The sequence below is a fragment of the Roseicyclus persicicus genome, from assembly GCF_012395815.1.
Lineage (GTDB): Bacteria > Pseudomonadota > Alphaproteobacteria > Rhodobacterales > Rhodobacteraceae > Roseicyclus > Roseicyclus persicicus.
The window spans coordinates 262,267-287,759 of record NZ_JAAZQQ010000004.1 but is presented as its reverse complement, the minus strand read 5'-3'; the positions used below and the strand labels follow the sequence as shown (position 1 = coordinate 287,759).

The 25,493-nt window shown below is 72.7% G+C and carries 28 protein-coding genes; 14 read left to right on the top strand and 14 right to left on the bottom strand.

What is annotated here, in order from left to right; genetic code table 11:
* Window positions 1-35 precede the first annotated feature (35 nt).
* Together HCU73_RS13565 and HCU73_RS13560 are read left to right on the top strand one after the other, a co-directional pair.
* On the top strand, window positions 36-1,169 hold the full coding sequence (locus HCU73_RS13565) for an alkane 1-monooxygenase (RefSeq protein WP_168623993.1): 1,134 nt from the start codon (window positions 36-38) through the stop codon (window positions 1,167-1,169).
* Window positions 1,170-1,179: 10 nt separating this feature from the next.
* The gene (locus tag HCU73_RS13560) at window positions 1,180-1,803 is read left to right on the top strand and encodes an NYN domain-containing protein (protein ID WP_168623992.1); all 624 of its coding nucleotides are present in this window, start codon (window positions 1,180-1,182) and stop codon (window positions 1,801-1,803) included.
* A gap of 21 nt (window positions 1,804-1,824) precedes the next feature.
* On the opposite strand, the gene HCU73_RS13555 is transcribed toward HCU73_RS13560, so the two are convergent.
* The 5 genes from HCU73_RS13555 to HCU73_RS13535 all read right to left on the bottom strand — a co-directional run bounded on the left by HCU73_RS13555 (window position 1,825) and on the right by HCU73_RS13535 (window position 5,186).
* On the bottom strand, window positions 1,825-3,060 hold the full coding sequence (locus HCU73_RS13555; protein ID WP_168623991.1) for a DUF6596 domain-containing protein: 1,236 nt from the start codon (window positions 3,058-3,060) through the stop codon (window positions 1,825-1,827).
* Window positions 3,057-3,419 carry a YciI family protein gene (locus tag HCU73_RS13550; RefSeq protein ID WP_168623990.1) on the bottom strand — a complete coding sequence of 121 codons (363 nt, stop codon included), beginning with the start codon at window positions 3,417-3,419 and terminating at the stop codon, window positions 3,057-3,059. Before HCU73_RS13550 ends, HCU73_RS13555 begins: the two co-directional genes overlap by 4 nt.
* Before the next feature lie 23 nt (window positions 3,420-3,442).
* Window positions 3,443-3,814: a YciI family protein gene (locus HCU73_RS13545; RefSeq protein ID WP_168623989.1), complete on the bottom strand. Its 372-nt coding sequence runs from the start codon at window positions 3,812-3,814 to the stop codon at window positions 3,443-3,445.
* 93 nt (window positions 3,815-3,907) lie between these two features.
* Complete coding sequence (locus HCU73_RS13540; RefSeq protein WP_168623988.1) at window positions 3,908-4,543, bottom strand: NAD(P)-dependent oxidoreductase; 636 nt, start codon at window positions 4,541-4,543, stop codon at window positions 3,908-3,910.
* A gap of 61 nt (window positions 4,544-4,604) precedes the next feature.
* A complete protein-coding gene (locus HCU73_RS13535; protein WP_168623987.1) occupies window positions 4,605-5,186 on the bottom strand; it encodes a YqgE/AlgH family protein in 582 nt (193 codons plus the stop codon).
* A 127-nt stretch (window positions 5,187-5,313) separates the two neighbouring features.
* Here HCU73_RS13535 and HCU73_RS13530 point away from each other — a divergent pair, with 127 nt between their 5' ends.
* Complete coding sequence (locus HCU73_RS13530) at window positions 5,314-6,138, top strand: protein-disulfide reductase DsbD domain-containing protein (protein WP_168623986.1); 825 nt, start codon at window positions 5,314-5,316, stop codon at window positions 6,136-6,138.
* A 116-nt stretch (window positions 6,139-6,254) separates the two neighbouring features.
* On the opposite strand, the gene HCU73_RS13525 is transcribed toward HCU73_RS13530, so the two are convergent.
* The 5 genes from HCU73_RS13525 to HCU73_RS13505 all read right to left on the bottom strand — a co-directional run bounded on the left by HCU73_RS13525 (window position 6,255) and on the right by HCU73_RS13505 (window position 13,158).
* Window positions 6,255-9,650: an efflux RND transporter permease subunit gene (locus tag HCU73_RS13525; RefSeq protein ID WP_168623985.1), complete on the bottom strand. Its 3,396-nt coding sequence runs from the start codon at window positions 9,648-9,650 to the stop codon at window positions 6,255-6,257.
* Between the two features lie 3 nt (window positions 9,651-9,653).
* Entirely contained in the window at window positions 9,654-11,111 is a 1,458-nt protein-coding gene (locus HCU73_RS13520) for an efflux RND transporter periplasmic adaptor subunit (protein ID WP_168623984.1), read from the bottom strand.
* Between the two features lie 96 nt (window positions 11,112-11,207).
* Window positions 11,208-11,750, bottom strand: coding sequence for a molybdenum cofactor biosynthesis protein B (gene moaB / locus HCU73_RS13515; protein WP_168623983.1), 543 nt, complete (start codon window positions 11,748-11,750; stop codon window positions 11,208-11,210).
* Complete coding sequence (locus HCU73_RS13510; protein ID WP_168623982.1) at window positions 11,747-12,364, bottom strand: LysE family transporter; 618 nt, start codon at window positions 12,362-12,364, stop codon at window positions 11,747-11,749. The genes moaB and HCU73_RS13510 overlap by 4 nt, the downstream gene beginning before the upstream one ends.
* The gene (locus tag HCU73_RS13505) at window positions 12,361-13,158 is read right to left on the bottom strand and encodes a uracil-DNA glycosylase (RefSeq protein ID WP_168623981.1); all 798 of its coding nucleotides are present in this window, start codon (window positions 13,156-13,158) and stop codon (window positions 12,361-12,363) included. Before HCU73_RS13505 ends, HCU73_RS13510 begins: the two co-directional genes overlap by 4 nt.
* Window positions 13,159-13,212: 54 nt before the next feature.
* Here HCU73_RS13505 and HCU73_RS13500 point away from each other — a divergent pair, with 54 nt between their 5' ends.
* The 8 genes from HCU73_RS13500 (at window position 13,213) to HCU73_RS13465 (ending at window position 18,911) form a co-directional block, all read left to right on the top strand.
* Window positions 13,213-13,665, top strand: a complete 453-nt coding sequence (locus HCU73_RS13500) for a hypothetical protein (protein WP_168623980.1) — start codon at window positions 13,213-13,215, stop codon at window positions 13,663-13,665.
* Between the two features lie 63 nt (window positions 13,666-13,728).
* Window positions 13,729-14,679, top strand: a complete 951-nt coding sequence (locus HCU73_RS13495) for an aspartate carbamoyltransferase catalytic subunit (protein WP_168623979.1) — start codon at window positions 13,729-13,731, stop codon at window positions 14,677-14,679.
* Window positions 14,676-15,179 (top strand): hypothetical protein, encoded by a 504-nt coding sequence (locus HCU73_RS13490; RefSeq protein ID WP_168623978.1) that lies wholly within the window; start codon window positions 14,676-14,678, stop codon window positions 15,177-15,179. Before HCU73_RS13495 ends, HCU73_RS13490 begins: the two co-directional genes overlap by 4 nt.
* Window positions 15,179-15,631, top strand: a complete 453-nt coding sequence (locus HCU73_RS13485; protein ID WP_239025569.1) for a hypothetical protein — start codon at window positions 15,179-15,181, stop codon at window positions 15,629-15,631. The genes HCU73_RS13490 and HCU73_RS13485 overlap by 1 nt, the downstream gene beginning before the upstream one ends.
* Window positions 15,628-16,236 carry a hypothetical protein gene (locus tag HCU73_RS13480; protein WP_168623977.1) on the top strand — a complete coding sequence of 203 codons (609 nt, stop codon included), beginning with the start codon at window positions 15,628-15,630 and terminating at the stop codon, window positions 16,234-16,236. The genes HCU73_RS13485 and HCU73_RS13480 overlap by 4 nt, the downstream gene beginning before the upstream one ends.
* Complete coding sequence (gene pyrC / locus HCU73_RS13475; protein WP_168623976.1) at window positions 16,233-17,516, top strand: dihydroorotase; 1,284 nt, start codon at window positions 16,233-16,235, stop codon at window positions 17,514-17,516. The genes HCU73_RS13480 and pyrC overlap by 4 nt, the downstream gene beginning before the upstream one ends.
* Entirely contained in the window at window positions 17,516-18,124 is a 609-nt protein-coding gene (gene plsY / locus HCU73_RS13470) for a glycerol-3-phosphate 1-O-acyltransferase PlsY (RefSeq protein ID WP_168624049.1), read from the top strand. Before pyrC ends, plsY begins: the two co-directional genes overlap by 1 nt.
* 112 nt (window positions 18,125-18,236) lie before the next feature.
* Complete coding sequence (locus HCU73_RS13465) at window positions 18,237-18,911, top strand: DUF805 domain-containing protein (protein WP_168623975.1); 675 nt, start codon at window positions 18,237-18,239, stop codon at window positions 18,909-18,911.
* Between the two features lie 42 nt (window positions 18,912-18,953).
* Here the strand turns inward: HCU73_RS13465 and HCU73_RS13460 are convergent, their stop codons facing one another.
* From HCU73_RS13460 to HCU73_RS13445, 4 genes are all read right to left on the bottom strand, one after another.
* Entirely contained in the window at window positions 18,954-19,298 is a 345-nt protein-coding gene (locus tag HCU73_RS13460; protein ID WP_168623974.1) for a hypothetical protein, read from the bottom strand.
* Window positions 19,299-19,408: 110 nt separating this feature from the next.
* Window positions 19,409-20,779: a glutamate--cysteine ligase gene (locus HCU73_RS13455; protein WP_168623973.1), complete on the bottom strand. Its 1,371-nt coding sequence runs from the start codon at window positions 20,777-20,779 to the stop codon at window positions 19,409-19,411.
* A 54-nt stretch (window positions 20,780-20,833) separates the two neighbouring features.
* The gene (locus tag HCU73_RS13450; protein ID WP_168623972.1) at window positions 20,834-21,355 is read right to left on the bottom strand and encodes a hypothetical protein; all 522 of its coding nucleotides are present in this window, start codon (window positions 21,353-21,355) and stop codon (window positions 20,834-20,836) included.
* The gene (locus tag HCU73_RS13445; RefSeq protein ID WP_168623971.1) at window positions 21,352-22,107 is read right to left on the bottom strand and encodes a 16S rRNA (uracil(1498)-N(3))-methyltransferase; all 756 of its coding nucleotides are present in this window, start codon (window positions 22,105-22,107) and stop codon (window positions 21,352-21,354) included. The genes HCU73_RS13450 and HCU73_RS13445 overlap by 4 nt, the downstream gene beginning before the upstream one ends.
* Window positions 22,108-22,119: 12 nt before the next feature.
* On the opposite strand from HCU73_RS13445, the gene ubiA reads away from it, so the two are divergent.
* From ubiA to HCU73_RS13430, 3 genes are all read left to right on the top strand, one after another.
* The gene (ubiA, locus tag HCU73_RS13440) at window positions 22,120-23,082 is read left to right on the top strand and encodes a 4-hydroxybenzoate octaprenyltransferase (RefSeq protein WP_168623970.1); all 963 of its coding nucleotides are present in this window, start codon (window positions 22,120-22,122) and stop codon (window positions 23,080-23,082) included.
* A 67-nt stretch (window positions 23,083-23,149) separates the two neighbouring features.
* Entirely contained in the window at window positions 23,150-25,102 is a 1,953-nt protein-coding gene (locus HCU73_RS13435; protein ID WP_168623969.1) for an OmpA family protein, read from the top strand.
* A 5-nt stretch (window positions 25,103-25,107) separates the two neighbouring features.
* Window positions 25,108-25,440, top strand: coding sequence for a hypothetical protein (locus HCU73_RS13430; protein ID WP_168623968.1), 333 nt, complete (start codon window positions 25,108-25,110; stop codon window positions 25,438-25,440).
* Window positions 25,441-25,493 lie beyond the last annotated feature (53 nt).

Sequence of the window (25,493 nt, the reverse complement as noted above, 5' to 3'; positions counted from 1 at the left end):
TTCTGCAACCCGTGGGAGACAAGGAGAGACCGGCCATGATCCCCGCCGCACAGGTTGCCCGGCTGACCCGCGCGCTGCCCTTCTGGATGTCGCTGGGGCTGTTCCCCCTGATTCTCGTCGTCGCGCAGACGGGGGGCTGGTGGCTGCTGCTCCTGCCCGCCTCGACCTGGTGGCTGTTCACCGCGCTCGACGCCGCACTCGGGCTGGAGCTGGAGAACGCCGACCTCGACACGCGCGAGGACCAGCTGCGCTGGTATCGCCTCGTCACGCTGATCTGGTTCCCCCTGCAGCTGGTCACGATCTTCGGCCTGATCTGGTACGCGACGCGGGCCGAGCACCTGTCGACGGTCGAACAGGTCGGCCTGTTCTTCGGCGTCGGCATCCTGTCGGGGACCATCGGCATCAACTACAGCCACGAGCTGATGCACCAGCGGAACCGGCTGGAGCGCACGCTGGCCGACCTGCTGCTGGCGACCGTCCTCTATTCCCATTTCCGGTCCGAGCACCTGCTGGTCCACCACCGCTACGTCGGCACGACCCGCGATCCGGTGACGGCGCGCTACAACGAGGGGTTCCACCGCTTCTTCCCCCGCGTGCTGCGCGAAAGCCTGGTCAGCGCCTTCGCGGCGGAAAAGGCGATGCTGGCGCGCAAGGGCAAGCCCTGGACCGACCCGTCGAACCCGTTCTGGCGCTACTGGTCGCTGCAGGTCGCCTGCCTCGCGCTGGCCTACGCGCTGGGGGGCGGCCTTGGCGTCGCGCTGTTCATGGTCCAGGCTTTCGTCGCCGTCTGGCAGCTGGAGCTGACCAACTACATCGAGCATTACGGCCTGACGCGGAAGCACCTTGGCGACGGGAAATACGAGCACGTCCTGCCGCGCCATTCGTGGAACGCGGCGCAGAAGGCGTCGAACTGGCTCCTGATCAACCTGCAGCGCCATTCCGACCACCACTACAAGCCCGACCGGCGCTTTCCCTTGCTCCAGAACTACACCGAGGACGAGGCGCCGCAGCTGCCCTACGGCTACCCGGTGATGACGCTGGCCGCGATGGTGCCGCCGCTCTGGCGCCGCGTGATGAACCCGCGCGTGCGGGCGTGGCGCAAGGCGTATTATCCCGAGATCACCGACTGGACGCCCTACAACAAGGGCCTCAACCCCGCGCCGCGCTGAAGGTCGGGCGATGGTCGTTCCGCTGATCCTCCTGGCGCTGTCCGCCGCGGGCCTCGCGGCGGCGCTGATGGTGCCGGGGCTGTCCGACCTCGTCCTTCTCGCCGCGCCGATGGTGGTGGCGAGCCTCTTCCTCCTCCTCCGCGCCGCGCTGGCCCGCCGCCGCCCGCAGAAGGCGCCGCAGCCGCCCGGCACGCGCAGCTGGCGGGTCAAGCCGCCCCGGGCGAAATGGATCGTGGTGGACGGCTCGAACGTGATGCACTGGGCCGACGAGACACCGCGCATCGAACCCCTGCGCGAGGTGGTGGCCCATCTCGAGGCGCAGGGCTACGCGCCCGGCGTCGTGTTCGACGCCAATGCCGGCTATCTCGTCGAGGGGCGCTATCGCCATGACGGGGCCTTTGCCAGGCTGCTGGGCCTGCCCGAGGACCGGATCATGGTGGTGCCCAAGGGCACGCCCGCCGACCCGATGATCCTGACCGCCGCGCGCGATCTCGGCGCGCGGGTCGTGACCAACGACCGTTACCGCGACTGGGCGGCGGAGTATCCCGAGGTCAGGCGCGACGGGTTCCTGGTGCGCGGCGGGTATCGGGACGGGCGGCTGTGGCTGGACCTGGAGACGCAGCCGGCGGGGTGAGCCGGCGGGACACGTCCCGCCCTACCGCGCCTTGAGCCAGGCCTGCACGGCGGGGTCGTCGGTCAGCGCGATGGCATGCGCGCGGGCGGCCTTGGCGCCGGCGCTGTCGCCCGCCTGCAGGCACAGCTCCAGCCGCGCGGCCCACCACGGCTGGTAGCCCGCCACCCGGTCTGCGGGCATCGCGTCGAGCAGTTGCAGGCCGCGTTCCGGCCCGCGGGCGGCGGCGTGGACCACGGCGCGGGCGACCTCGGCCCCGAGGCTCGGCCAGCGCGTCACGAGGTAGTCGTAGAGCGCCGACAGCACGGCCGGATCGCCCGCCTGCCCGCGCGGGGCCTGCACCTGCACCGACTGGATCGCCGCCTCGGTCTGGAACCGCCCCGGCCGGCCCAGCCGCGCCGCGGCCTCCAGCACCCGTTCCGCCTCGGCCACCATGGCCCCGTCCCACAGCGCGCGGTCCTGCTCGGCCAAAGGCACGAAGCCGCCGTCCTCCGCACGACGCGCCGAACGCCGGGCCTCGCAGTAGAGGATCAATGCCAGGAGGCCCAAGGGCTCCGGCTCCCCCGGCATCAACGCGGTGACGAGCCGCGCGAGGAACAGCGCCTCCTGCGCCAGATCCTCGCGCGCCCGGCCCGCGGGCAGCCCGCCCGGCACCTCCCAGCCCAGACCATAGGCCGCGTAGACGGCCATCAGCACGTCGTCGAGCCGCCCCTCCCGCTCCTCGGCCTCGGGCACGCGGAAGGGGATGCCGGCGGCGCGGATCTTGGCCTTGGCCCGCGACAGGCGCTGGCCCATCGCGGCGGGCTGCACCACGAAGGCGCGGGCGATGCGGGCGGCATCCAGCCCCAGCACCGTCTGCAGGATCAACGCGCTGCGCACCGACCGGTCGATGGCCGGGTGGGCGCAGGCGAACATCAGCTTCAGCCGGTCGTCGGGAAACTCGGGCGCGGCGGTCTCCATCGCCTCCTCCATCAGGATGTCGAGCGTCGCCTGCGCCGCCTGCGCCGTGCCGCGGGCGCGCGCGCCCTTGCCGGCGGCCCGCCGCGCCACGGTCAGCAGCCACGCCTCGGGGCTGTCGGGCACGCCCGTTTCGGGCCAGCGGCGCAGCGCGGTGGCGAAGGCGTCGGCCAGCGCGTCCTCGGCGGCGGCGATGTCGCGGGTGCGGGCGGCCACATAGGCCAGAAGCCGCCCGTAGCCGTCCCGCGCGGCGCGCGCGACCGCGGCCTGGGCCGCGGCGTCACGCGCCGCGCCGTCACTCACAGGAGCATGTCGGCCGGCATCACCGGCCGCACCTCGACCGACCCGACCAGCGCCGCGGGCGACCGCCCGGCCCAGTCGATCGCGGCATCGAGGTCGGGCACCTCGATCACGAAATACCCGCCGAGCTGCTCCTTCACGTCCGGGAAGGGGCCATCCTCGATCAGCCGGGCGCCCTCGCGCTGGCGCACGATGGTGGCGGTGGCGGGCGGCAGCAACCCGTCGCCCTTCACGATGATCCCGGCCTCGCGCATGGCGCCGATGTAGGCCCCCCAGGCGCCCCAGTAGTCGCCCATCTGAGACGGGTCCTCGCGCTTTTCGAACTCGGACATCGGTTCGCGGAAGACGATCATGTACTGCATGGCGGTTACTCCTTCCGCACGGGTCACTGGGACATGCCGGGCACCGCGAGGTGCGGCACGACGAGGGTCTGCCCGCCGCGCGTCGCGGTGGGGGCGAGGGCGGCCAGCGCCTCGGCCTCGGCCAGGCTGGGGGCCTCGAGGATGAAATACCCCGAAAGCGTCACGCCGTCTGCCCCCGTGATGGCCAGCGGCGCACCGCCGCGGACGGTGCCCGACTGTTCCAGCGCGGCACTGAAGGCAGCCCATTCCGCCCAGTAGGCGGCGCCCGCCTCGGTCCTGTCGGCGCGGAGCGCGATGTCCTCGGGCGTCTCGTAGATGAACATGGTGAAGGGCTCGGCCAGCGCTGGGCCGGCGAGGGCCAGCAGCGGAACGGCGAGAAGGGTCTTGCGGATCATGGGTCAGCTCCCTGTGGGTGGCGACGGCACCGCGCCGTCATGACAGAGAGCCGGGGGGCGGGGGCATTTCGACAGCCCGCCCGAAAAAAATCATCAGCGCTGGATCGCGGGGGTCTGGTGGACCCAAAGCCCTTCCTCCGCCGCGCGGACGAGGCAATGGGCGACGTCGGCCCGCGAGATGAGCCCGTTGCGCCAGCTGTCGGGCTCGACCAGCACCTTGTAGCGCCCGGTCATCGCGTTGTCGGTCAGGAAGCCCGGGCGCAGGATCGTCCAGTCGAGGCCCGAGGCGCGGATCAGTTCCTCCTGCCGGGTCTTGTCGGCATAGGCCCGGCCGAGGAACGCCGATTGCCCCGCGCGCTCCAGCGCCGACAGCTTCGCCCGGCTGTCGCCCGCGCCGAACCCCGTGACGGCCAGCAGCCGCCCGACGCCCGCCGCCTCCATTGCCGGGATCAGCGCGCGGGTCGCGTCCGAGAACAGCGTCGTGGCCTTCAGCGCGCGCAGGTCGCGCGGCACGCCGAGGGTCAGGATCACGGCGTCGGCCCCGGCCACGGCGCGGTCCAGCAGCGCGGGGTCGGTGGCGTCGCCCGCCACGGCGTCGAACCCGGGCGCGTCGATCCCCATGGCCCCGGCGCTGCGGGCGACGGCGCGGACGCCGTGGCCGCGGGACAGGGCGTGGTCCACCACCTTGCGGCCGATGCCGCGGCTGGCGCCGATGACGGTGATCTGCATGGTCGGTCTCCACTTTCCCGGTGAAGGTAGCGCGCCGGCGCGCGCGACCCAGCCCCGGGGGTCAGGCGCGCCCGGCCTGCGCGGACAGGGTCAGCGGCGAGATCCCGAGCGAGGCCAGCGCCGCCTCCCACTTGGCCGCCATGGGCCGGCCGAAGACCAGCTCGGGCGTGGCGTCGGCGGTGAGCCAGCCGTTCTGCCGGATCTCGTCCTCCAGCTGCCCCGGACCCCAGCCGGAATAGCCCAGCGCCAGCAATGCCTCGGCCGGGCCGGCGCCGCGGGCGATGTCCTCGATCACGTCCAGCGTGGCGGTCATGGCAAAGCGGTCGTCGATGCGCAGCCCGTCCTCCATCCGCCCGCGATAGCCGGCGGCGTGCAGCACGAAGCCGCGGCGCAGTTCCACCGGGCCGCCGTAGCAGACGGGCAGCTCGGGGGTATCGGGGCCGCGGGGGATGTCGAGCTGTTCCAGCATCTCGCCGAAGGTCACCTCGGACATCGGCTTGTTCACGATCAGCCCCATCGCGCCGTCCGCCGAATGGGCGCACAGGAACACGACGCTGCCGTGGAACCGCGGGTCGCCCATGTCGGGCATCGCGATCAGCAGCTTTCCGGTCAGGTCTTCGCGGGGGGGCGGTGTGTCGGCCATATGTGACAGGATGGGCCTTCGCCCGCGCGCGATCAAGCGCCGCCCGCGCGGCGCCGCGGCCACAGCGGGCGCGGCGTCGCCAAAACGTGACTTCCCATTTCAGGCGGCGCTTCCTACCTCGGTCGGGATGATTGACGCTGCCCGCCATAGCCTCGCCGCCCTGTTCGCCTGCGCCGTCGCGCTGACCGCCACCCCGTCGCTTGCCGATTTCGAGGGGCGGACGGCGGACGACGTTGTGCAGGTGTCGCTGCTGCCCGGCTGGCGGCTGCCGAACGGCAACCACATGGCCGCGATCCACATCGCGCTGGCGCCGGGGTGGAAGACCTACTGGCGCGCCCCGGGCGAGGGCGGCGTACCCACGGTGCTGCGGCTGACCGAGGCCGACGGCGTGACCGGCATGGCGATCCACTGGCCGCGGCCGCAGGTCTTCGTCACCAACGGGATGCGCTCGATCGGCTACCGCGACGACGTGGTCCTGCCGGTGGAATTCGCGCTGAGCGGGACCGGCGCGGTGGAGATCGCCGGGCGGCTGGACCTCGGCGTCTGCCTCGACGTCTGCATGCCGGTGACGCTGGAGGTGTCGGGCGTGCTGCCGCCGGGGACGGAGCGGGTGCGCGAGATCGGGCTGGCCCTGTCGGACCGGCCCCTGACCGCGGGCGAGGCCGGCGCGGGCGCCGCGACATGCTCGGTCGAGCCGATCAGCGACGGGCTGCGGGTGACCGTGACGGCGCCGATGCCCGCGCTCGGCAACGACGAGACGCTGGTGCTGGAACACCGCGACCCGGACGTCTGGGTGTCGGAGGCGACGACCCGGCGCGACGGCGGCACGATCCGCGCCGTCGCGGACGTGGTGCCGCCCGACCACGGGCCTTTTGCCCTCAGCCGGTCGGACCTGCGGATCACGGTGATCGGCAGCCGCATGGCGGTGGAGCTGGACGGCTGCAGCGGGTGACGTGGTTTGGCGGGCCAGAGGCCCGCCCTGCGGGCCGGTGATGGCCGCAGGCGCTACGCTGGCGCGGCGCAATCCCAGGGCAATCAGGGCGTGAGATCGACGGGGGGGCCGCGCTGTCAGGACCCGCCCGTCGCCGCGGGCCGGCGCAGGACGGCATGGACGGCGACCGCCACCAGCCAGCCGGCGACACAGAGCGCGGCGGTGCCCCCCAGGAACACGGCGAAGGCCGCCATCTGGCCCGACCCCAGCGCCGCCAGCGGCCCCGCCATCGCCCCGGTCAGGAGCGCGCTGCCCAGCGTCGCGGCGAAGAGGGCGGCCACCGCCACGGCCAGCGCGCCGATGCCCAGCGCCACGCCGGGCCGCCGCGACAGGGTGCCGAAGGCGCGGCGCAGCGCGGTGACCTGCTGCTTCACGTCCTGCTGCATGGCAAGGATCGCGGGCACCACCAGCAGCACGATCACCATGCCGAAGCCCAGCCCGTAGACCAGCGTGATCACCGTGGGCCGCAGGAACTGCGCGTCCTGCGAGCCCTCGTAGAGCAGCGGCGCGAGGCCCAGCACGGTGGTCAGCGTCGTCAGCAGCACGGGCCGCAGCCGGTCGCAGGTGCCGTCGATGATGGCCGGGATCAGCCCGCGTTCCTCGGCGTATTCGTCGACCGTGGTCACCAGCACGATGGAATCGTTGATGATGATGCCCGTCATCCCGATCAGGCCCACCACGGTGAACATCGACAGCGGCACGTCCCACAGCGCGTGGCCCCAGATCGCGCCGACGAGGCCGAAGGGGATGATCGCCATGACCACCAGCGGCCGGGTCCAGCTGGCGAAGATCCAGGCGAGGACAAGGTAGATGCCGACAAGGCACAGCACGAAGCCCGTGGCCGCGTCGCCCAGAAATTCCTGCTCCTGCTCGGCCAGGCCTGACAGGCGGGTGGCGACGCCGTAGCGTTCCTCGATCCGCGGGATGATGACCTCGGCCAGCTCGGCCATGATCTCGGCGGCGCGGGCGGGGTCGTCCTCGGACAGGTCGCCGGTGACGGAGATCAGGCGCACCCCGTTCTCGCGCTGGATGGTGGAAAAGCCCTGCCGCGCGGTGACGGTCACGATGTCGGCGAGCGGCACATACTGCCCCGAGGCCGAGCGCAGCAGCGTCCGGTCAAGGAAATCGGCGGTCAGCTCGCCGGCCGGCAGCTCCACCCGGATCGCGGCGGTGCGGGGCCCGTCGGGGTAGGTCGCGGCCTCGATCCCGCCCAGCCGGTCGCGCAGCACGCGACCCAGCGCGCCGATCTCGAAGCCCAGCGCCTCGCCCTGCGGGGTCAGTTCCAGCGACAGCTCCTCACGGTCGTAGGCCATGCTGTCCTCGACGCCCGAGACCTCGGGAAAGCGCGCCAGTTGCGCCTGCAGCGATACCGCGGCCTCCTTCAGCGTCGCGGTGTCGGCGCCGTAGATCTGCACGTCGATGGCGTCGCCCCCCGGCCCGCCGCGGAAGCCGCGGAAGCTGACGGTTTCAGCCAGCGGCAACTGCCGCACCTCGTCCTGCAGATCGGCCACGAAGGCGAAGGCGGAATAGGGGCGCAGGTCGGCGTCGACCAGTTCGATGGCGATGGAGCCGAGCAGGTCGGGGTCCTTGTCGTCGACGCCGGACAGGCCGCCGCCGGTGTTGCCGCCGACCTCGGCCAGCACGTAGAGGATCGGGTTCAGCCCGTGCTCGGCCTCGAGCCGGGCGGCGACGGCCTCGGCCGCGCGCTGCATCTCGCGCATCATGGCGAGGCTGTCCTCGCGGGTCGCGCCGTCGAGCATGGCGAAGTTGCCCGAGACCGAGCTGAGTTCCGGCGCGTTGAAGAAGCGCCAGGTCACGTCGCCGCGCAGGAAGCTCGCCACCTGCGTGGACAGGAGCAGGATCATCGCCGCCAGCACCGGGTAGCGGGCCCAGATCACGGCCCGCATCGCGGGGCGGAAGGCGCGGTCCTTGATCCAGTCGAAGCCGCGGTTCACGACCCGCGAGGGCAGGTCGTACCAGTGCGTCTTGGCGGAATGCGCCAGCGCGTGGGCCATGTGGTTCGGCAGCACGAGGAAGCATTCCACAAGGCTTGCCAGAAGCACCACGATCACCGTGAACGGGATGTCGGCGATCAGGTCGCCGAAGCGGCCGCCGATGGCGATGAGGGCGGCGAAGGCGAGCACCGTGGTGATGGTGGCCGAGAACACCGGCGCGGCCATGCGGCGGGCCGCGTTCTCGGCGGCCGTGACCGGGTCCTCACCCAGATGGCGCGCGCGGTAGTCGGCGTGTTCGCCCACCACGATGGCGTCGTCCACCACGATGCCCAGCGTGATGATCAGCGCGAAGAGCGAGATCATGTTGATCGTCAGCCCCGCCACCCACATCAGCGCGATCGCCGCCGTCAGCGCCACGGGGATGCCCGCCGCGACCCAGAAGGCGGTGCGCGCGTTCAGGAACAGGAACAGCAGGCCCACCACCAGCGCGAGGCCCATGATGGCGTTGTCCATCAGGATGTTGAGCCGCCCGGTGATCGCCTCGGCTCGGGTGCGGATCAGGTCGATGGTGGTGCCGGCGGGCAGCGTCGCCTCCATCTCGGCGGCGACCCCCTCGACGAGGCGCTGGATGGCGATGGCGTCGCCGTCGGGCGAGCGGTCGACGCGGATCGAGACGGCGGGGTTGTCGCCGACGAAATAGGCGCGCTCCCGGTCCACGCCCTCGACCCGGACCACCGCGACGTCCCCGATGGTGAGGGCAGATCCGTCGGCGTTGGTGCGCAGCGTGAGCGCCGCGATCTCGGCGGCGCTGCGCTGGGCGGCGCCGGTGCGGATGCGCGCGTTGGCGGCGTCGATGTCGCCTGCCGGCGCGGTCGAGGCCGCGGCGGCGATCACCGCGGCGATCTCGGCCATCGACACGTCGTAGCGGACCAGCGAGGCCGAGGGCACCTCGACCACGGTCGAGGGGGCGGCGACGCCGCGAATGGTGGCCCGCGTCACGCCCGCGTCGAACAGGCGGGCGACGAATTCGTCGGCGAAGCGGCCCAGCTGGTCGGGCGCGACGGGGCCGGTGATGACCACGTCGGTGACGCGGTCCCACCATGCGCCGCGGCGCACCTCGGGGTCGTCCGCATCCTCGGGCAGGTCGGTGACGGCGTCGAGCGCGGCCTGCACCTCGTCGGCGCCGCGGCCCATGTCGTAGCCGGGCTCGAACTCCAGCGCGATCGAGGCGCGGCCCTCGCGGCTGGTGGCCTCGGAGCCGACGACGCCGGGCACGGCCAGCAGAACGGGCTCCAGCACGGCGACGATGGCCTCGTCCACGTCCTCCGCCCCGGCGCCCTGCCAGGCCACGACGATGTCGACCTCGTCCGAGATCACGTCGGGAAAGAACTGCGCCCGCATCTGCGGGATTGCGGCCAGCCCCGCGACCAGCATCAGCATCAGCAGCAGGTTCGCCGCGGTGCGGTGGCGGGTGAAGTAGCCGAGGATGCCGACGCCTGCGGGGGGAAGCTGGCGCATCGGTCAGCTGCCCATCCGGCTTTCGAGGCGGGCGACGACCTGCGCCGGCACCTCGTCCTGGTTCAGCTGGTTCAGGAGCCGCGCGCGCACGTCGTCGGGGATGAAGCCGTTGCCCTCGACATAGGCGATCAGCCGCGCGCGCCGCTCGGGGTCGAGCGCGATGGTCTCGGGCTCGGCGGGGGCAGCGGCGCCGGCGTCGCGGATCGGGTTCACGCGGATGCCGTCGCCCAGCACCGGGGTGCGGGCCAGCACCACCTCGCGGCCGGCCAGCCCCTCGGCGCGGATCAGCACGTCGTCGCCCTGCCGGCGCAGCAGCGTCACGGCCACGGCCTCGATCCGGTCCTCCGCGCCCAGCACCAGGATGCGGCCGTCCGAGCCATAGGCGGTGGCGGGCAGGCGGGCGACGCCCTCCAGCGGCGGCTCCTCGACCTCGACCCGAACGAAATCGCCCACGCGCAGGCCGCGCGGCGCCTCGATCCGGGCAAACAGCAGGCGGCCCGACTGCCCCTCCTCCACCGCGCCGCTTTCGCGCGTCAGCACGGCGGTCGCGGTCAGGTCGAGGCCGAACACATCCAGGATGACGCGCACCGGCGCGGCGGGGAGCGCGCCGTTGTCCCCCAAGAGCTGCGCATATTGCGCGGTCGAAATGCGGAAGGCGACCTCGAGCGCGTCGGGGTCGATCAGCCGGGCGACCTGTTCGTTGCGGTTGACCAGACGGCCGGCGACCACGTCGACCTCGGCCAGCACGCCGTCGAACTCTGCCCGCAGTTCCGTGCGCGCCAGCATCCGCTCGGCCTCGGCCAGCGCGATGCGGCGGCGGTCGAGGGCGGTTTCCGCCTGCGCCAGCCGCGCCTCGGCCTGCGCCAGCGCCTGGCGGCGGGACAGGACCGACTGCGCGGCGTTGGCGGCGGCCAGCTCCGCCTCCTCCACCGCCGAGGCGCTGCCGACGCCGCGGGCGGCGAGATCCTGCTGGCGCGCCAGCGCGCGGTCGCGCAGCTCGGCCTGGGTGCGGGCGGCGGCCACGTCCTCGCGCGCAAGCTCCAGCGCGCGGGCGGCCTCGGCCAGCTCGTTCTCGGCATCCTGCAGGTCGGCGGCGGCGGTGTCGCGGGCCGATTGCGCCTCGGCCGGGTCGATCCGCATCAGGAGCTGCCCGGCGGTCACGGCGCCGCCGTCCTCGAAGCCATCGGCCAGCGCGATCACCGTGCCCTCGGCCGGCGCGCGCAGTTCCAGCGTGCGGCGCGAGCGGACCTCGCCGAAGGCGGTCAGCACCGGTGTCTCGGTGCCGAAGGTCAGCGGCGCCACCTCGGCCGAGAACACCCGTTCGCGCACCGGCGGGCTGCCGCCGTCCTGCGCCATGCGGGTCTGCACCGCGTCCCACACGGTGTTGCCCGCCAGCGCGAGCAGGCCGGCGGTCAGCGCCAGAAGGAACAGGCCGACGAGGGCACGGCGGAAGAAACGCATCGGGTCAGGGCCTCACGGGGGTGGCTTCACACAACCTAGGCCCGCGGCGGGGCAGGTCCAAGTGACTCTGTCACCGCACACGCACGCGTGAGGCGATCACTTCCGTCGGAGGTGTTCGTCCAGCCGCGGCAGGATTTCCACGAAGTTGCAGGGCCGGTGCCGGTAGTCGAGCTGCCAGCGCAGGATCTCGTCCCAGGCGTCCCTGCAGGCGCCCGACGACCCCGGCAGCGCGAAGAGGTAGGTGCCGTTCGCCACCCCGCCGGTCGCCCGCGACTGCACGGCCGAGGTGCCGATCTTCTGGAAGGACACCATCGTGAACACGGTCGCGAAGGCCTCGATCTCCTTCTCGTAGACGTCGCGGTGCGCCTCGATGGTCACGTCGCGGCCGGTCAGGCCGGTGCCGCCCGTGGTCAGGATCACGTCGATGCCGGGATCGGCGACCCAGGCGCGCAGCTGCGCCGCGATCTCGGCGCGCTCGTCGCGCAGGATGTGGCGGGCGGCGAGGATGTGGCCGGCCGAGGTCAGGCGCTCGACCAGGAGGTCGCCCGACTTGTCCTCGGCCAGGCCACGGGTGTCGGAGACGGCCAGCACGGCGATGCGGACGGGGTGAAAGGGGCGGGTGTCGTCGATGCGGCTCATGCGCGGAGGGCCTCCCAGCCGATGCGAGCGGCAAGCGCCGCGAAGATGCCGGAGCTGGCGCCGCGCAGGCCGCGCTCGGCGCGGGGCGACTGCAGGAGCGCGCGGCCGATCCGGCCGGAGAAGACGCCGACGAGCCCGTTGATGACGAAGCCCCCCACCGCCAGCACCGCGCCGCAGGCGAGGAACTGCGGCAGGACGGGCAGGTCGGGGTCGATGAACTGGGGCACGAGGGCGAGGATGAAGAGGATGACCTTGGGGTTCGACAGGTTCACGATCAGCCCGTCGCGGAAGGCGCGGGACGAGGCGCGGACGGGGCCCTGCGCCATCAGGGGTGTGGCCCATGTCTTCCACGCGAGCCACAGGAGATAGGCCGCGCCCACCCACCTGATCGCGCCGAACAGCCACGGAAAGGCCGCGACCAGCGCGCCGAGGCCGAGACCTGCGAGCAGGACATGGACCAGCGACCCCGCCGAGATGCCAGCGGACGCGGCCAGCGCGGCCTTTGGCCCGCTGCGCACCCCCTGGGCAAAGCAGAACATCATGTCGGCCCCCGGCGTCAGGTTCAGGGCGAGCGCGGCGGGGAGGAAGGCGAGGAACAGGACCGGGTCGATCACGTCAGGCTCCGCAGGCGGGCCTTGAGGGACAGGAGGTCCTCCCAGGCCTTCGCCTTGTCGTGGGGTTTGCGCAGCAGGTAGGCGGGGTGGAACATGGGGATCGCGGGGCGGCCCATGACCTCGGCCCATTGCCCGCGCAGGCGCGTGATGCCCTTGCGGCCCATGAGCCCCTGGCAGGCGTGGTTGCCCATCAGGACGAGGATATCGGGGTCGGCAAGCTCGACATGGCGGCGCACGAAGGGGCCGAGCATCGACAGCTCCTCGGGCGTCGGGTCGCGGTTCTGGGGCGGGCGCCAGGGCAGCATGTTGGTGATGTAGACGGCCTGCGCGGCGTCCCCGGCCGTGCGCGACAGGCCGATCGCGGCGAGCATCCGGTCGAGGAGCTGCCCGGCGCGGCCGACGAAGGGCTTGCCCTGCAAATCCTCCTCCCGGCCCGGGGCCTCGCCCACGATCATCACGCGGGCGGCCGGGTTGCCGTCGGCGAAGACCAGCTGCGTCGCCGTCTGGCTGAGGGGGCAGAGACCGAAGCCCTCCATCGCGGCGCGGAGCGACGGCAGGTCGGTCGCCGCCGTGGCGGCCGCGCGCGCGACCTCGGTCGGGTCGACGGCCATGGCGGCGGCGGGCGCCGGGGCGGCGGGCGGGATGGCGGCGGGGGCGCGAGCGGGGGCACGGGCGGGGGGCGCGTCGTCCAGCGCGAAGCGGTCGACGGGGTCGTCGAGGATCGCCTCGTCGGCCCCGAGCTCGATCTGCCAGTCGAGCAGCGCCAGCGCGTCGTGGTAGCCCATGTCGTCCATGGCGCGAAGCTATGCCTGCTGGACGCCAAGGGAAAGGGGTGTCACGACTGCCCCATGCCGAAGGAACTGACCGTCACCGCCCGCTATTCCCGCAACCCCGACGCCGTGTTCGCAGATGCGCTGAGCTTCGCCGAGATGGCCGAGGCGACGCGCCGCGTGGCCGTCTACAAGGACATGCCCGAGGGCGAGATGGAGGAGGGGCGGACCTACACCCTCAACGTCACCGTCTGGGGCGTGATGCGAAACCCCAACTACCAGGTGCACGTGGAGCGCGTGGACCGCGCCGCCCGCCTCGTGCAGAGCCGGGAATTCGGCTGGATGATCCGGCAGTGGGACCACACCCTGACGGTGGAGCCGGACGGCGACGGCTGCGTCTGGACCGACCGCATCGTGATCGATTGCGGCTGGGCCACGGGCTACATGGCGTGGGTCGCCAAGGTGCTCTACCGCACGCGGCACCGCAACCGGGGCGGGCGGGACATCGCCGCGCGGATGCGGCGGGTCTGACGCCTTGCCGGGGCGCGCCCGGCGCACCTATAAGCGGGAAACGCGCACGGCCGGGGCGAGCCCATGAAGTTCAGCCAGACCCATCTCTTGGGGATCGAGGACCTCCACCCGCTGGAGATCCGCATGTTGCTGGACCGGGCCAACGTCCATGCCGAGGCCGAGCGCGGCAGCCGGCAGCACGGCCAGCCGCTCAAGGGGCTGACCCAGATCAACATGTTCTTCGAGGCGTCGACGCGGACGCAGGCGAGCTTCGAGATCGCCGGCAAGCGGCTGGGCGCGGACGTGATGAACATGGCGATGTCGGCCTCCAGCCTGAAGAAGGGCGAGACGCTGATCGACACGGCGCTGACGCTGAACGCGATGCACCCCGACCTGCTCGTCGTGCGACACCCCCATTCGGGGGCGGTCAAACTCCTCGCCGACAAGGTGACCTGCGCGGTCCTGAACGCCGGCGACGGGCGGCACGAGCACCCGACGCAGGCGCTGCTCGATGCGCTCACGATCAAGCGGGCCAAGGGCCGGCTGCACCGGCTGACCATCGCGATCTGCGGCGACATCGCCCACAGCCGCGTGGCGCGGTCGAACATCCACCTGCTCGGCAAGATGGAGAACCGGGTGCGGCTGATCGGGCCGCCGACGCTGATCCCGGCGGGCGCGGCGGACTGGGGCGTCGAGGTCTACGGCGACATGGCCGAGGGGCTGAAGGGCGCCGACGTGGTGATGATGCTGCGCCTCCAGAAGGAGCGGATGGACGGCGCCTTCATCCCCTCCGAGCGGGAATATTTCCACCGCTTCGGCCTGAACGCGGAAAAGCTGGCGCACGCCAAGCCCGACGCCATCGTGATGCACCCCGGGCCCATGAACCGGGGCGTGGAGATCGACGGCACCATCGCCGACGACATCAACCGGTCGGTGATCCAGGAGCAGGTCGAGATGGGCGTCGCGGTGCGGATGGCGGCGATGGAGCTTCTGGCCGAGAACCTGCGGGAGCGGCGGGAGAAGGGCGCGGCATGACCGAGGCGCTCTACGTCTTCGCGGTGAACGGCGACAGCGCGGTGCGGCACACCCACCTGACGCGGGCGCAAGGCGAGACGCCCGACCTGCCGCCCCTGACCGATTGGCTGGGCGCCGAGGTGGACACGGACGAGATCGAGATGTTCCCGGTCCGCGACATCGCGCCGATAAGCCTGACCGACTACGTGACCATGGCCTTCGCGCCCGAGGCGATCCCGGCGCAGGCTGCGCGCCGCATGAACGCGCTCAAGGGCAGCGTGCTGCTGGTGCCCGAGCGGGCGCTGGCTGAGGAACCCGCGCCGGGGCGCGAGGCGACGCTGATCGCCACCCTGAGCCTCGGCGCCGCCGACCATTCGGCCGACCTGCCCAAGGCGCCCGTCACCCCCATGCCCCGGCCCGCGCCGGCCGCGCCCCCCGTGGCGCGGGGCGGCGGGCAGGCGTGGCTCTGGGCGCTGGCGGCGGCGGTCGCGGTCCTCGTCCTGCTGATGGTGGTCCTGTGATGGACGATCCGATCTCCACCCGCGCGGACTTCGTGCCCGAGACGCCGCTGGAGCCGGGTGAACGGGTGCTGGCCGAACTGCACCCCGCCCGCGCGACCTACTGGCGCGAGAACGCGTGGCTTGCCGCCTTCGCGATGGCGGGCGGTATGGGCATCCTGTGGGGGATCGGCAACCCGCATGTCTGGACCGGCGCGGTGGGCGGGCTGCTGGCCATCTCGGTGCGGGCCTTCTACCTCGCCTCGGACGAGACCAGGATGCGCTGGGACCTGACCGACCGGCGGCTGCTGGGGCCCGGACGGCGGGCCATCGCGCTCGACAACATCGCCGCCGTGAACACCGTGTTCTCGGCGGTGCAGGTCGTGACAGTCACCGGCGACAAGCATCTGCTCAAGTATCAACCCGACGCCAGGGCCACCAAGGCCCGGATCGACGCCGCGCGGGGGCAGGCATGACGCAAGGGGCGGGCTGGGACGGGCTGCTGGAACCGGGCGAGACGATCCTGTGGCAGGGCCAGCCGGTGCGCGGCCTCCGCTGGCGCGACATGATCGGCGGCCGCCTGCCCATCGGCATCTTCTTCACCCTGTTCTCGCTGTTCTGGATCTGCATGGCGGTCGCCATCCTCAGCGAGATCGGCGGGCCGCTGATGGTCCTGTTCCCGATGTCGGGGCTGCCGTTCCTGGCCATCGGGCTCTACATGCTGGCGGGCCACGTCGTCTGGGACGCGATGGTGCGCGCGGGCACATGGTACACGCTGACCGACCGCACCGCCTTTGTCGCCACCGACATCCTCGGGCGGCGGCGGCTGCAGAGCTGGCGGCTGGCGGATATCGAGTCGCTCGACCTGGTGGACGGGGAGCCGGGCGACGTGCTCTTCGCAAGCTCCGCGCTGTCCTACCCCGCGCCGGTGGCGGCGACGCGGCGGAGCCGACACCGGATGGTGCGGGACGGGACGACGCAGACGGGGTTCCGCCGCATCGCCGAGGCGCGCAGGGTCTGGCGGATGATGCGCGACCGCCGCGCGGCGCTGCGGCGCACGGAAGGGGACGGGACGGAATGACGAACGCGCTGCTCAGGAACGCACGGCTGGTCGACCCCGAGGCGGGGACAGTCACCGAGGGCTGGCTCCGCATCGAGGGCGGGCGCATCGCCGAGACCGGCGCCGGCCCCCGCGCGGGCGGCATCGACTGCGGCGGCGCCTGCCTCGCGCCCGGGATCGTGGACATCGGCGTCAAGGTCGGCGAGCCGGGCGAGCGGCACAAGGAAAGCTTCCGCACCGCGGGCCGCGCGGCGGCGGCGGGCGGGGTGACCACCATGGTCACGCGCCCTGACACGGCGACGCCCATCGACACGCCCGAGGTGCTGGAATTCGTGAACCGCCGCGCCCGCGACGACGCGCGGGTCAAGGTGCGGCCGATGGCGGCGCTGACCAAGGCGCGCGCGGGCCGCGAGATGACCGAGATCGGGTTCCTGCTGGACGCCGGCGCGGTCGCCTTCACCGACGGCGACGCGGTGGCCACCGACACCAAGGTGCTGTCGCGCTGCATGACCTATGCCCGGTCCCTCGGCGCGCTGATCGTCGGCCACCCGCAGGAGCCGGGGCTGTCGGCGGGCGCGACGGTGACCGCGGGCAAGTTCGCCTCGCTCAAGGGGCTGCCGGCGGTGTCGCCCATGGCCGAGCGCATGGGGCTTGAGCGCGACCTCGCGCTGGTGGAGATGACGGGCGTCCGCTACCACGCCGACCAGGTGACGACGGTCGCCGCCCTGCCCGCGCTGGCCCGCGCCAAGGCCGCGGGGCTGGACGTGACGGCGGGCGTGTCGATCCACCACCTGACGCTGAACGCGCTCGACGTCGGCAACTACCGCACCTTCTTCAAGGTCAAGCCGCCGCTGAGGGACGAGACCGACCGGGTGGCGATGGTCGAGGCGGTGCGCGAGGGTCTGATCGACATCATCTGCTCCATGCACACGCCGCAGGATGAGGAAAGCAAGCGCCTGCCCTTCGAGGCGGCGGCATCCGGCGCGGTGGCGCTGGAAACGCTCCTGCCCGCGGCGCTGCGCCTCTACCACGCCGAGGCGCTGAGCCTGCCCGAGCTGTTCCGCGCGCTGGCGCTGAACCCGGCGCGGCGGCTCGGGCTCGACGCCGGGCGGCTGTCGGTGGGCGCGCCCGCCGACCTCGTGCTGTTCGACCCGGACGTCCCCTACATCCTCGACCGCTTCGCGCTCCACTCCAAATCCAAGAACACGCCCTTCGACGGGCAGCGGATGCAGGGCCGCGTGCTGCGCACCTGGGTCGACGGCGCGGTGGTGTTCGACCGGGTGCAGGAGATGGCCGGATGATCCCCGCGCTGGAGACCGCGCCCGCCCTGCTGGGCCTGACCGCGCTGGCCGCCTACCTGCTAGGCTCGGTGCCCTTCGGGATCGTGATGGCGCGGCTGTTCGGGCTGGGCGACCTGCGCAAGATCGGCTCGGGCAACATCGGGGCCACCAACGTGCTGCGCACGGGCAACAAGCTGGCGGCCTTCCTGACGCTGGTGCTGGACGCCGGCAAGGGCGGCATCGCCGTTCTGGTCGCCCGCGCCACGCTGGGCGAGGACGCGGCGCAGGTGGCGGGCTTCGCGGCGTTCCTCGGGCATTGCTACCCGGTGTTCCTGGGGTTCCGCGGCGGCAAGGGGGTGGCGACCTTCCTCGGCACGCTGCTGGCGCTGGCCTGGCCGGTGGGGCTGGCCGCCTGCGCGACCTGGGCCGCCGTGGCGGCGGTGACGCGGATCTCGTCGCTGTCCGCGCTGGTCGCCGCGGCCCTGAGCCCCGTCTGGGCGTTCCTGCTGGGGCGGGGCGACGCGGTCCTGCTCCTCGTCCTGCTCGCCGTCCTGATCCTGCTGCGCCACGAGGCCAACATCCGCCGCCTGGTCGCCGGGACCGAGCCGCGGATCGGCCGCAAGTCCTGACCGGGGCGCCGGGCCATCCCGGCTTTTTCCCGAACCCGCCCAGCTTCGGCCATCATTGCGCGCGACGCTCCGTCCATCCGTCGGAGTGTCAGGCCAGAGAGGGTACGAGGAGATGGGACCGATCCGCGCTATCGGCAGCTGCTACCGCAACATGTTGAACTTCTCAGGCCGCGCCCGGCGGGCGGAATACTGGTGGTTCGCCCTGTTCCTGACGCTCGTGGGTGTCGGCCTGCAGGTCGGGCTGGGGGCCTACCTCGCCGGCGACCCGGCGCTGATGTTCAGGTTGGACGACCCCGCGGCCTTCAAGGACCTGGCGGCGGTGGACGCCGATGTCCTGCCCTATGTCGGCGCGGCCGTGCTGGCGGCGTTCGTCCTGGGCTGGCTGCCCCAGCTTTCGGTGACGGTGCGCCGCCTGCACGACACCGACCGCAGCGGCTGGTTCATCTTCATGCCGCTCGTGGTCTCGGTCGGCGCGGTGGTGGCGGCGCTCTTCCTCGGCGTGGCCGGTGCGGGCGCATCGGCGGCGCTGCCGATCCTGCTGATGCTGGCCGTGGTGCCGCTGCTGGCCAACCTCTGGTTCCTCGTGGTCCTGTGCCTGCCCGGCACGGCGGGCGACAACCGCTTCGGCCCCGACCCGGTGCCGGGCCGCAGGCGCCGCGAACCCGACCACCCCGCCTTCGCCACGCGGCTGGAGCCCGCGGACCAGGCGGCCGTCGCCGCCCAGCGCAAGGCCGAGATCCGCGACTACTACCGCAAGCACGTGCTGCCGAGCATCCAGAAGGCCTGAGGCGGCCGGGCCGTCCCGCGGCCGGCCGCCCGGCGCCCCGGCTCAGCTGCCGCGACGGCCGTTGCCGGCCTGATCGGCCAGCGCGCCGCCGTCGGAATCGGTGAGGCCCGAGCCCCAGCGCCCGCCCCCGGCCGGATCGCAGGACGCGCCGCTGTCGGCGTCGGTCAGCCCGGTGAGAACCCCGGCCCGGCCGTAGCCCGCCGGATCGGCGCAGGCACCGGTGTCGCTGTCGGTGGGCCCGGACTGCGCCATCGCCCCGCGCCCGCCGGCAAGCAGCCCGAGCGTGAGCGCCCCGCCCCCGGCCGCGGTGCCGAGCAGGCGGCGCCGGCTGACCCGACGCGTGCGGATGTCGCCGTCGCGCAGCGTCGGCGTCTTGGTATCGGACATGATCGGAAGGCTCCAACGTCGGGGCGCAGCCAACCTGCGTCCCGCGTTCCGCCATGATACGCCCGCGCGGCGCGCCTGTCGCGGGAATTCCGCGTGCCGCGCGCCCGCGCTCAGTAGCTGTAGCCGGCGTAGACCTGCGTCAGGTCCCCGCCCCAGTCGCCGTGGTAATGGGCGAGCAGGTCGTCGGCGGGCACGCGGCCGGTTTCCACGCTGTCCCTCAGCGCGTTCAGGAAATGGGTCTCGTCGGGAATCATCCCGTCGGCGCCGGGCCGGGCGCGGGCCTTGAGCCCCGCCTCCGAGATCGCCAGAGCCTCGCGCGCCAGGTCGTGCATACGGATCGGCCCGACCTGCCCCTGCAGCCCGGAGACCGACGCCGCCACCCGCAGTGCCTCGCGGGTTTCGGCATCCCAGCCCTTCGCCAACTCCCAGGCGGCATCCAGCGCGCCCTGGTCGTACATCAGCCCCACCCAGAAGGCCGGCAGCGCGCAGAGCCGCCGCCACGGGCCGCCATCGGCGCCGCGCATCTCGATGTATTTCTTGATCCGCGCCTCGGGAAACAGGGTGGTCAGGTGGTCGGCCCAGTCGCTGAGCGTGGGCTTCTCGCCCGGCAGCGCGGGCAGCTCGCCCTTGAGAAAATCGCGGAAGGACTGGCCGAGCGCGTTGATGTAGGCGCCGTCGCGGTAGACGAAGTACATCGGCACGTCGAGCGCGTACTCGACCCAGGCGTCGAAGCCGAAGCCGTCGTCAAACGCGAAGGGCAACATGCCCGTCCGCGCCGCGTCGAGGTCGCGCCAGACGCGGCTGCGCCACGACTTGTGGCCGTTCGGCGCGCCGTCGATGAAGGGCGAATTGGCGAAAAGCGCGGTGGCGACGGGTTGCAGCGCCAGCGCCACGCGCAGCTTCTGCACCATGTCCGCCTCGGAGGCGTAATCGAGGTTGACCTGCACGGTGCAGGTGCGGCGCATCATGGTGGTGCCCATGGTGCCGACCTGCTGCATGTAGCCGTCCATCAGCTTGTAGCGGCCCTTGGGCATCAGCGGCATGTCCTCGTGCCGCCAGATCGGGGCCGCGCCGAGGCCGATGAAGCCGACGCCGATCTCGTCGGCCACGCTGCGCACTTCGCGCAGGTGCTCGTTCACCTCGTCGCAGGTCTGGTGGATGGTCTCGAGCGGCGCGCCCGACAGCTCCAGCTGCCCGCCGGGTTCCAGGCTGACGTTGGCGCCGCCCTTCTGCAGGCCGATGATGTTGCCGCCCTCCAGCACCGGCGCCCAGCCGAAGCGGTCACGCAGGCCCTCCAGCACGGCCTTGATCGAGCGCGGGCCGTCATAGGGCAGCGGGCGCAGCGTGTCGCGGCAATAGCCGAACTTCTCGTGCTCGGTGCCGATGCGCCACTGGTCCTTCGGCTTGCAGCCCGAGGCGAGGTATTCGGCCAGCTGCTCGTACCGCTCGATCGGGCCGCCGCCGGACTGGGGGATGGACATGGGGGTCTTCTTCCGCGCTCAGGATCACCGGGGCCGAGACGTGGCCCGGTGGGGTCACTCTGTCAAGGCGGGAACGGTCTGCCGCCGCCACAGGGTCTGTGTGCCCGTCCGCACCGACTGGCGCGCGGACAGCAGGCGCTGGGCGCCGAGGCCCGGCAAGGCGGTGAAGGCGTCGAACAGCGCCTCGGCCCCCGCGGCGTCGACGGGAATCACCAGAAGCTGGCCGGGCTCGGTCAGCACCCAGGCGGCGCGGCCGTCCTCGTCGCGGCGCAGCGACAGCGAGGTCAGTTCGCGCACCGACACCGCGCCGCCCGTCACCGGGCCCATGTAGAGGATGCGCCCCTCGACCACCCGCACCACGCCCGGCCCCTGCCCGCCCGGGGCGAAGCGCGCGCGGCGGATCGCCGGGACGAGGGCGATCGCGGCCAGCGCGGCCAGCACGTAGCCCGCGCCCTGCAGGACCGGGCCGGGGCTGGTGGCGATCCAGAGGCCCAGCGCGACGAGGCCGAGGGCGGCGATCACCTCGCGCCAGCGCCGCAGGACGGCGGCGGCCTCGGGGCGGAGAAAGCCGCTCATCGCCAGTCGCCCAGCGTGGCCTGCACCAGCGCCAGCGCGGCGACGGCGGCGGTATCGGCCCGCAGGATGCGGGGGCCGAGGGGCAGGATCGTGACGAAGGGCAGCGCGCGCAGGCGGGCGCGCTCGGCGGGGGAAAAGCCGCCTTCGGGGCCGATCAGGATGGCCGCTCCTCCGCCCGGCCGGACGTCATCGCCCGGGTCCGCGACAAGGCTCGGCAGAGCCGCGGAGCTGCCGGCCTCGGCCTCGTCGCAAAGGATCAGGCGGCGGTCCCCGGGCCAGGCCGCCAGCACCGCGTCGAGCTTGCGCAGCGCCTCGACCGGCGGCACCACGGTCGCGCCGCACTGTTCCGCCGCCTCGACGGCATGGGCCTGCAGCCGGTCCTGCCGGGTGCGCTCGGCGTTGGTGAAGTCGGTCTGCACCGGCAGGATGCGCGACGCCCCCATCTCCACCGCCTTCTCGACGATGAAATCCGTGCGCGCCTTCTTGATCGGCGCGAACAGGAGCCACAGGTCCGGCGGCGGCTGCAGCGGCGCCGTCTGCGCCTCGCACAGCAGCTGCCCGCCGCGCTTGCCGGCGGCCTCCACCACGGCCCGCCATTCACCGTCGCGCCCGTTGAACAGCGCCACGGCATCGCCCGGCCCCAGCCGCATCACGTTGAACAGGTAATTCGCCTGCTCCCGCGACAGGTCGACCGTTTGCCCCGCGCGCAAGGGCTGGTCTACAAAGAGGCGTATCCGGGGGCGGTCCGACATGGGGGCGAGACTATGAGCGAGGTCGGCGGAACGCCAGAGGGTCAGGTCGCCGACGCGGTGCGCGGCAACTGGGTCGACCGGCTCGCGCCGCCGGCGACGCGGCCCTACCTGCGCCTCAGCCGCGCCGACCGGCCGATCGGGACCTGGCTCTTGCTGCTGCCCTGCTGGTGGGGCCTGTTCCTGGCCGCGGCCTCGGACGGCGGGGGCCTCGGGGCCTACGACCTGTGGCTCTTCGCGGGCTGCGCCATCGGCGCCTTCCTGATGCGGGGCGCGGGCTGCACCTGGAACGACATCACCGACCGTGACATCGACGCCGCGGTCACGCGCACCCGGTCCCGCCCGATCCCGTCGGGGCAGGTCACGGTGAAGCAGGCGCTGGCCTGGCTGGTGGCGCAGTCGCTGGTCGCCTTCCTGATCCTCCTGACCTTCAACCTGAATGCCATCCTGCTCGGAATCGCGTCGCTGGCGACGGTCGCGGTCTACCCCTTCGCCAAGCGCTTCACCTGGTGGCCGCAGGTGTTCCTCGGGCTCGCCTTCAACTGGGGCGCGCTGCTCCTGTGGACGGCGCAGGCCGGCAGCCTCGGCTGGCCGGCCGTGCTCCTCTACCTCGGCGGGATCAGCTGGACGCTGTTCTACGACACGATCTACGCCCACCAGGACCGCGAGGACGACGCGCTGATCGGCGTCAAGTCCACCGCGCGTCTCTTCGCCGAGAACACCGGCCTCTGGCTGCGCGGTTTCCTGATCGCCACCGTCCTGCTGCTCGGCCTCGCGGCCCTGATGGCGCTGGGTCAGGCGTCGATCCTGGCGCTGGTGCTGGCGCTGGCGGGGATCTGGGGGATGGGCTGGCACATGCTGTGGCAGCTGCAGCGGCTCGACATCGACGATCCGGGCGTGTGCCTGCGGCTGTTCCGGTCGAACCGGGACGCCGGCCTGATCCCTGCGCTGTTTTTCGCTCTCGCGGCGCTGGCTTGATTGAACCCGCGGGCGGGAGCCTGTAACCCCGTCGCAACGCCGCAAGGCCCCCCTGCCGAACCGATCCATGATCCGCAGCCCTCTCCTCCTCACCCTCGGTGCCTTCGTCCTTGCGGGCGCGCTCGCCGTGGTGACCGCCGGCTTCCTCGCGCTGACGATGGAGCGGCGCTCGATCGAGGCGGTGGACACCATCCTGGACGCGGGCGGCATGGCCTGGGTCGAGGTCGACGCCGACGGGCTGCGGGTGTTTCTCGACGGCACCGCCCCGAGCGAGGCCGCGGCCTTCCGCGCCGCCTCGACGGCGGGCACGGTGGTCGATGCCGACCGGGTGGTGAACCGGATCGAGGTCGCCCGCCGCGAGGCCGTGGCGCCGCCGCGCTTCTCGGTCGACGTGCTGCGCACCACCGACGGGATCCAGGTGATCGGTCTGGTGCCGGCGGCGACCGGGGTGGAGCCGATCACCGGCGCCATCGCCGAGATCGCGAACGGGCTGGAGGTGGCGAACCTTGTCGAGACCGCCGATTTCCCCGTCCCCGCGACCTGGGAGACGGCGCTGGCCTACGGGCTCCGGGCGATGCAGGCGCTGCCGCGGTCCAAGGTCACCGTCTATGCCGACCGGGTCGAGGTGCAGGCCATCGCCGAGAGCGCCGAGCAGCGCACCCGCTTTCTCCAGACCCTGCAGGGCAACCAGCCGTCCGGGGTCGAGGTGGTGCTCGACATCTCGGCGCCGCGGCCGGTGATCACGCCTTTCGCCCTTCGCTTCGCCATCGATGCCGGGGGCGCGCGGTTCGAGACCTGCGTGGCCGACACCGTCGCCGCGCGGGACCGCATCCTGGCCGCGGCCACGGCGGCGGGGGCCGCGGGGCCGCTGACCTGCGTGGTGGGCCTCGGCGTGCCCTCGCCGCAATGGGCCGACGCGGTGACGGCCGGCATCGGGGCGCTTGCGGGGCTTGGCGCGGGGACCATCGCCTTCTCGGATGCGGACGTGACCCTGATCGCGGCCGAGGGCACCGGGCAGGACGAGTTCGACCGGGTGATCGGCGAGCTGGCCGCCGCGCTGCCCGACGTGTTCTCGCTGGAGGGCGTGCTGCCGCAGACGGTCAGCGAGACGTCGGCCGCCAGCGCGGGGCCGGCCCGGCTGATCGCGACGCTGGAGTCCGGGGGGCGGATGCAGCTGCGTGGGCGGCTGCCCGAGGGGCCGGTGGGCCGTTCGGTCGAGGCCTTCGCCCGCGCCCTGTTCGGCGGCCAGACCACCGACATCGCCACGCGGCCGGTGTCCGACCTCCCCGAGGGCTGGGCGGTGCGGGCGATGGCGGGCCTCGAGGCGCTGTCGCAGCTGAACGACGGCACGATGACGCTGGAGCCCGAGACGCTGATCCTGCGCGGCAACACCGGCAACCCCGAGGCGGTGTCGGACCTGACGCGCTTCCTGAGCGCGGAGCTGGGCCAGGCGGCGGCTTTCGAGCTGCAGGTGACCTACCTCGAGGCGCTGGACCCGATCGCCTCGCTGCCCTCGCCCGAGGAATGCGTGGAGCGGGTCCGGGAGATCCAGGCCGAGACCAAGATCATCTTCGACCCCGGCTCGGTCGAGATCAACGAGGCCGCGGGCGAGATCCTCGACCGCATCGCCGCGGTGCTGCCCGACTGCCGCCACGTGCGGATGGAGATATCGGGCCACACCGACAGCCAGGGCCGCGAGGAAATGAACCTGAACCTCAGCCAGTCCCGCGCCGACGCGGTGCTGAACGGGCTGCTCGCGCGCAACGTGCTGGTGTCGAACCTGACCGCGCAGGGCTATGGCGAAAGCCAGCCGATCGCCTCGAACGAGACCGAGGAGGGCCGCGAGCAGAATCGCCGGATCGAGTTCCGGCTGCTGACCGAGGCGACCGTGGGCGGCGACCCGGAGGAGGATCTGGCCGAGGGTGCGGCCGAGGGCGGCGCCGCGGAGCCGGGCGCCCGTCCGACGCCGCGGCCCGACAGCGTGGTCGAGGCGGCGGCGCGCGCCGCGGAAGAGGAGTAGCGCCGATGAACCGGCTGGAATTCGTCATCGCCATCGCGGCGATCCTGTTCGTGGCCTTCGTGCTGGGCTGGCTGGCGCACTGGCTGCTGGCGCGGTTCAACCAGGTGTCGAGCGCCGACCTGAACGAGATGGAGGCGCTGGCCAAGGCGCTGCACGACGCCGAGGAGACCCGCGACCAGGCCATCGCCTACCTGCAGCAGCGCGAGGCCGAGCTGACCGGCCAGCTCAGCCAGACCGAGGCCGAGCTGCGCGCGGCGATGGACGGGCTGCGCGAGGCGCGGCACGAGTCGGAAGAGCTGCGGATCTACATTGAGCGGATGAACCAGGGCCAGGGCTGAGCCCGTGGTGAGGGCGCTGGGGGGCCAGCCCCCCGTCGCCTTTGGCGACTCCC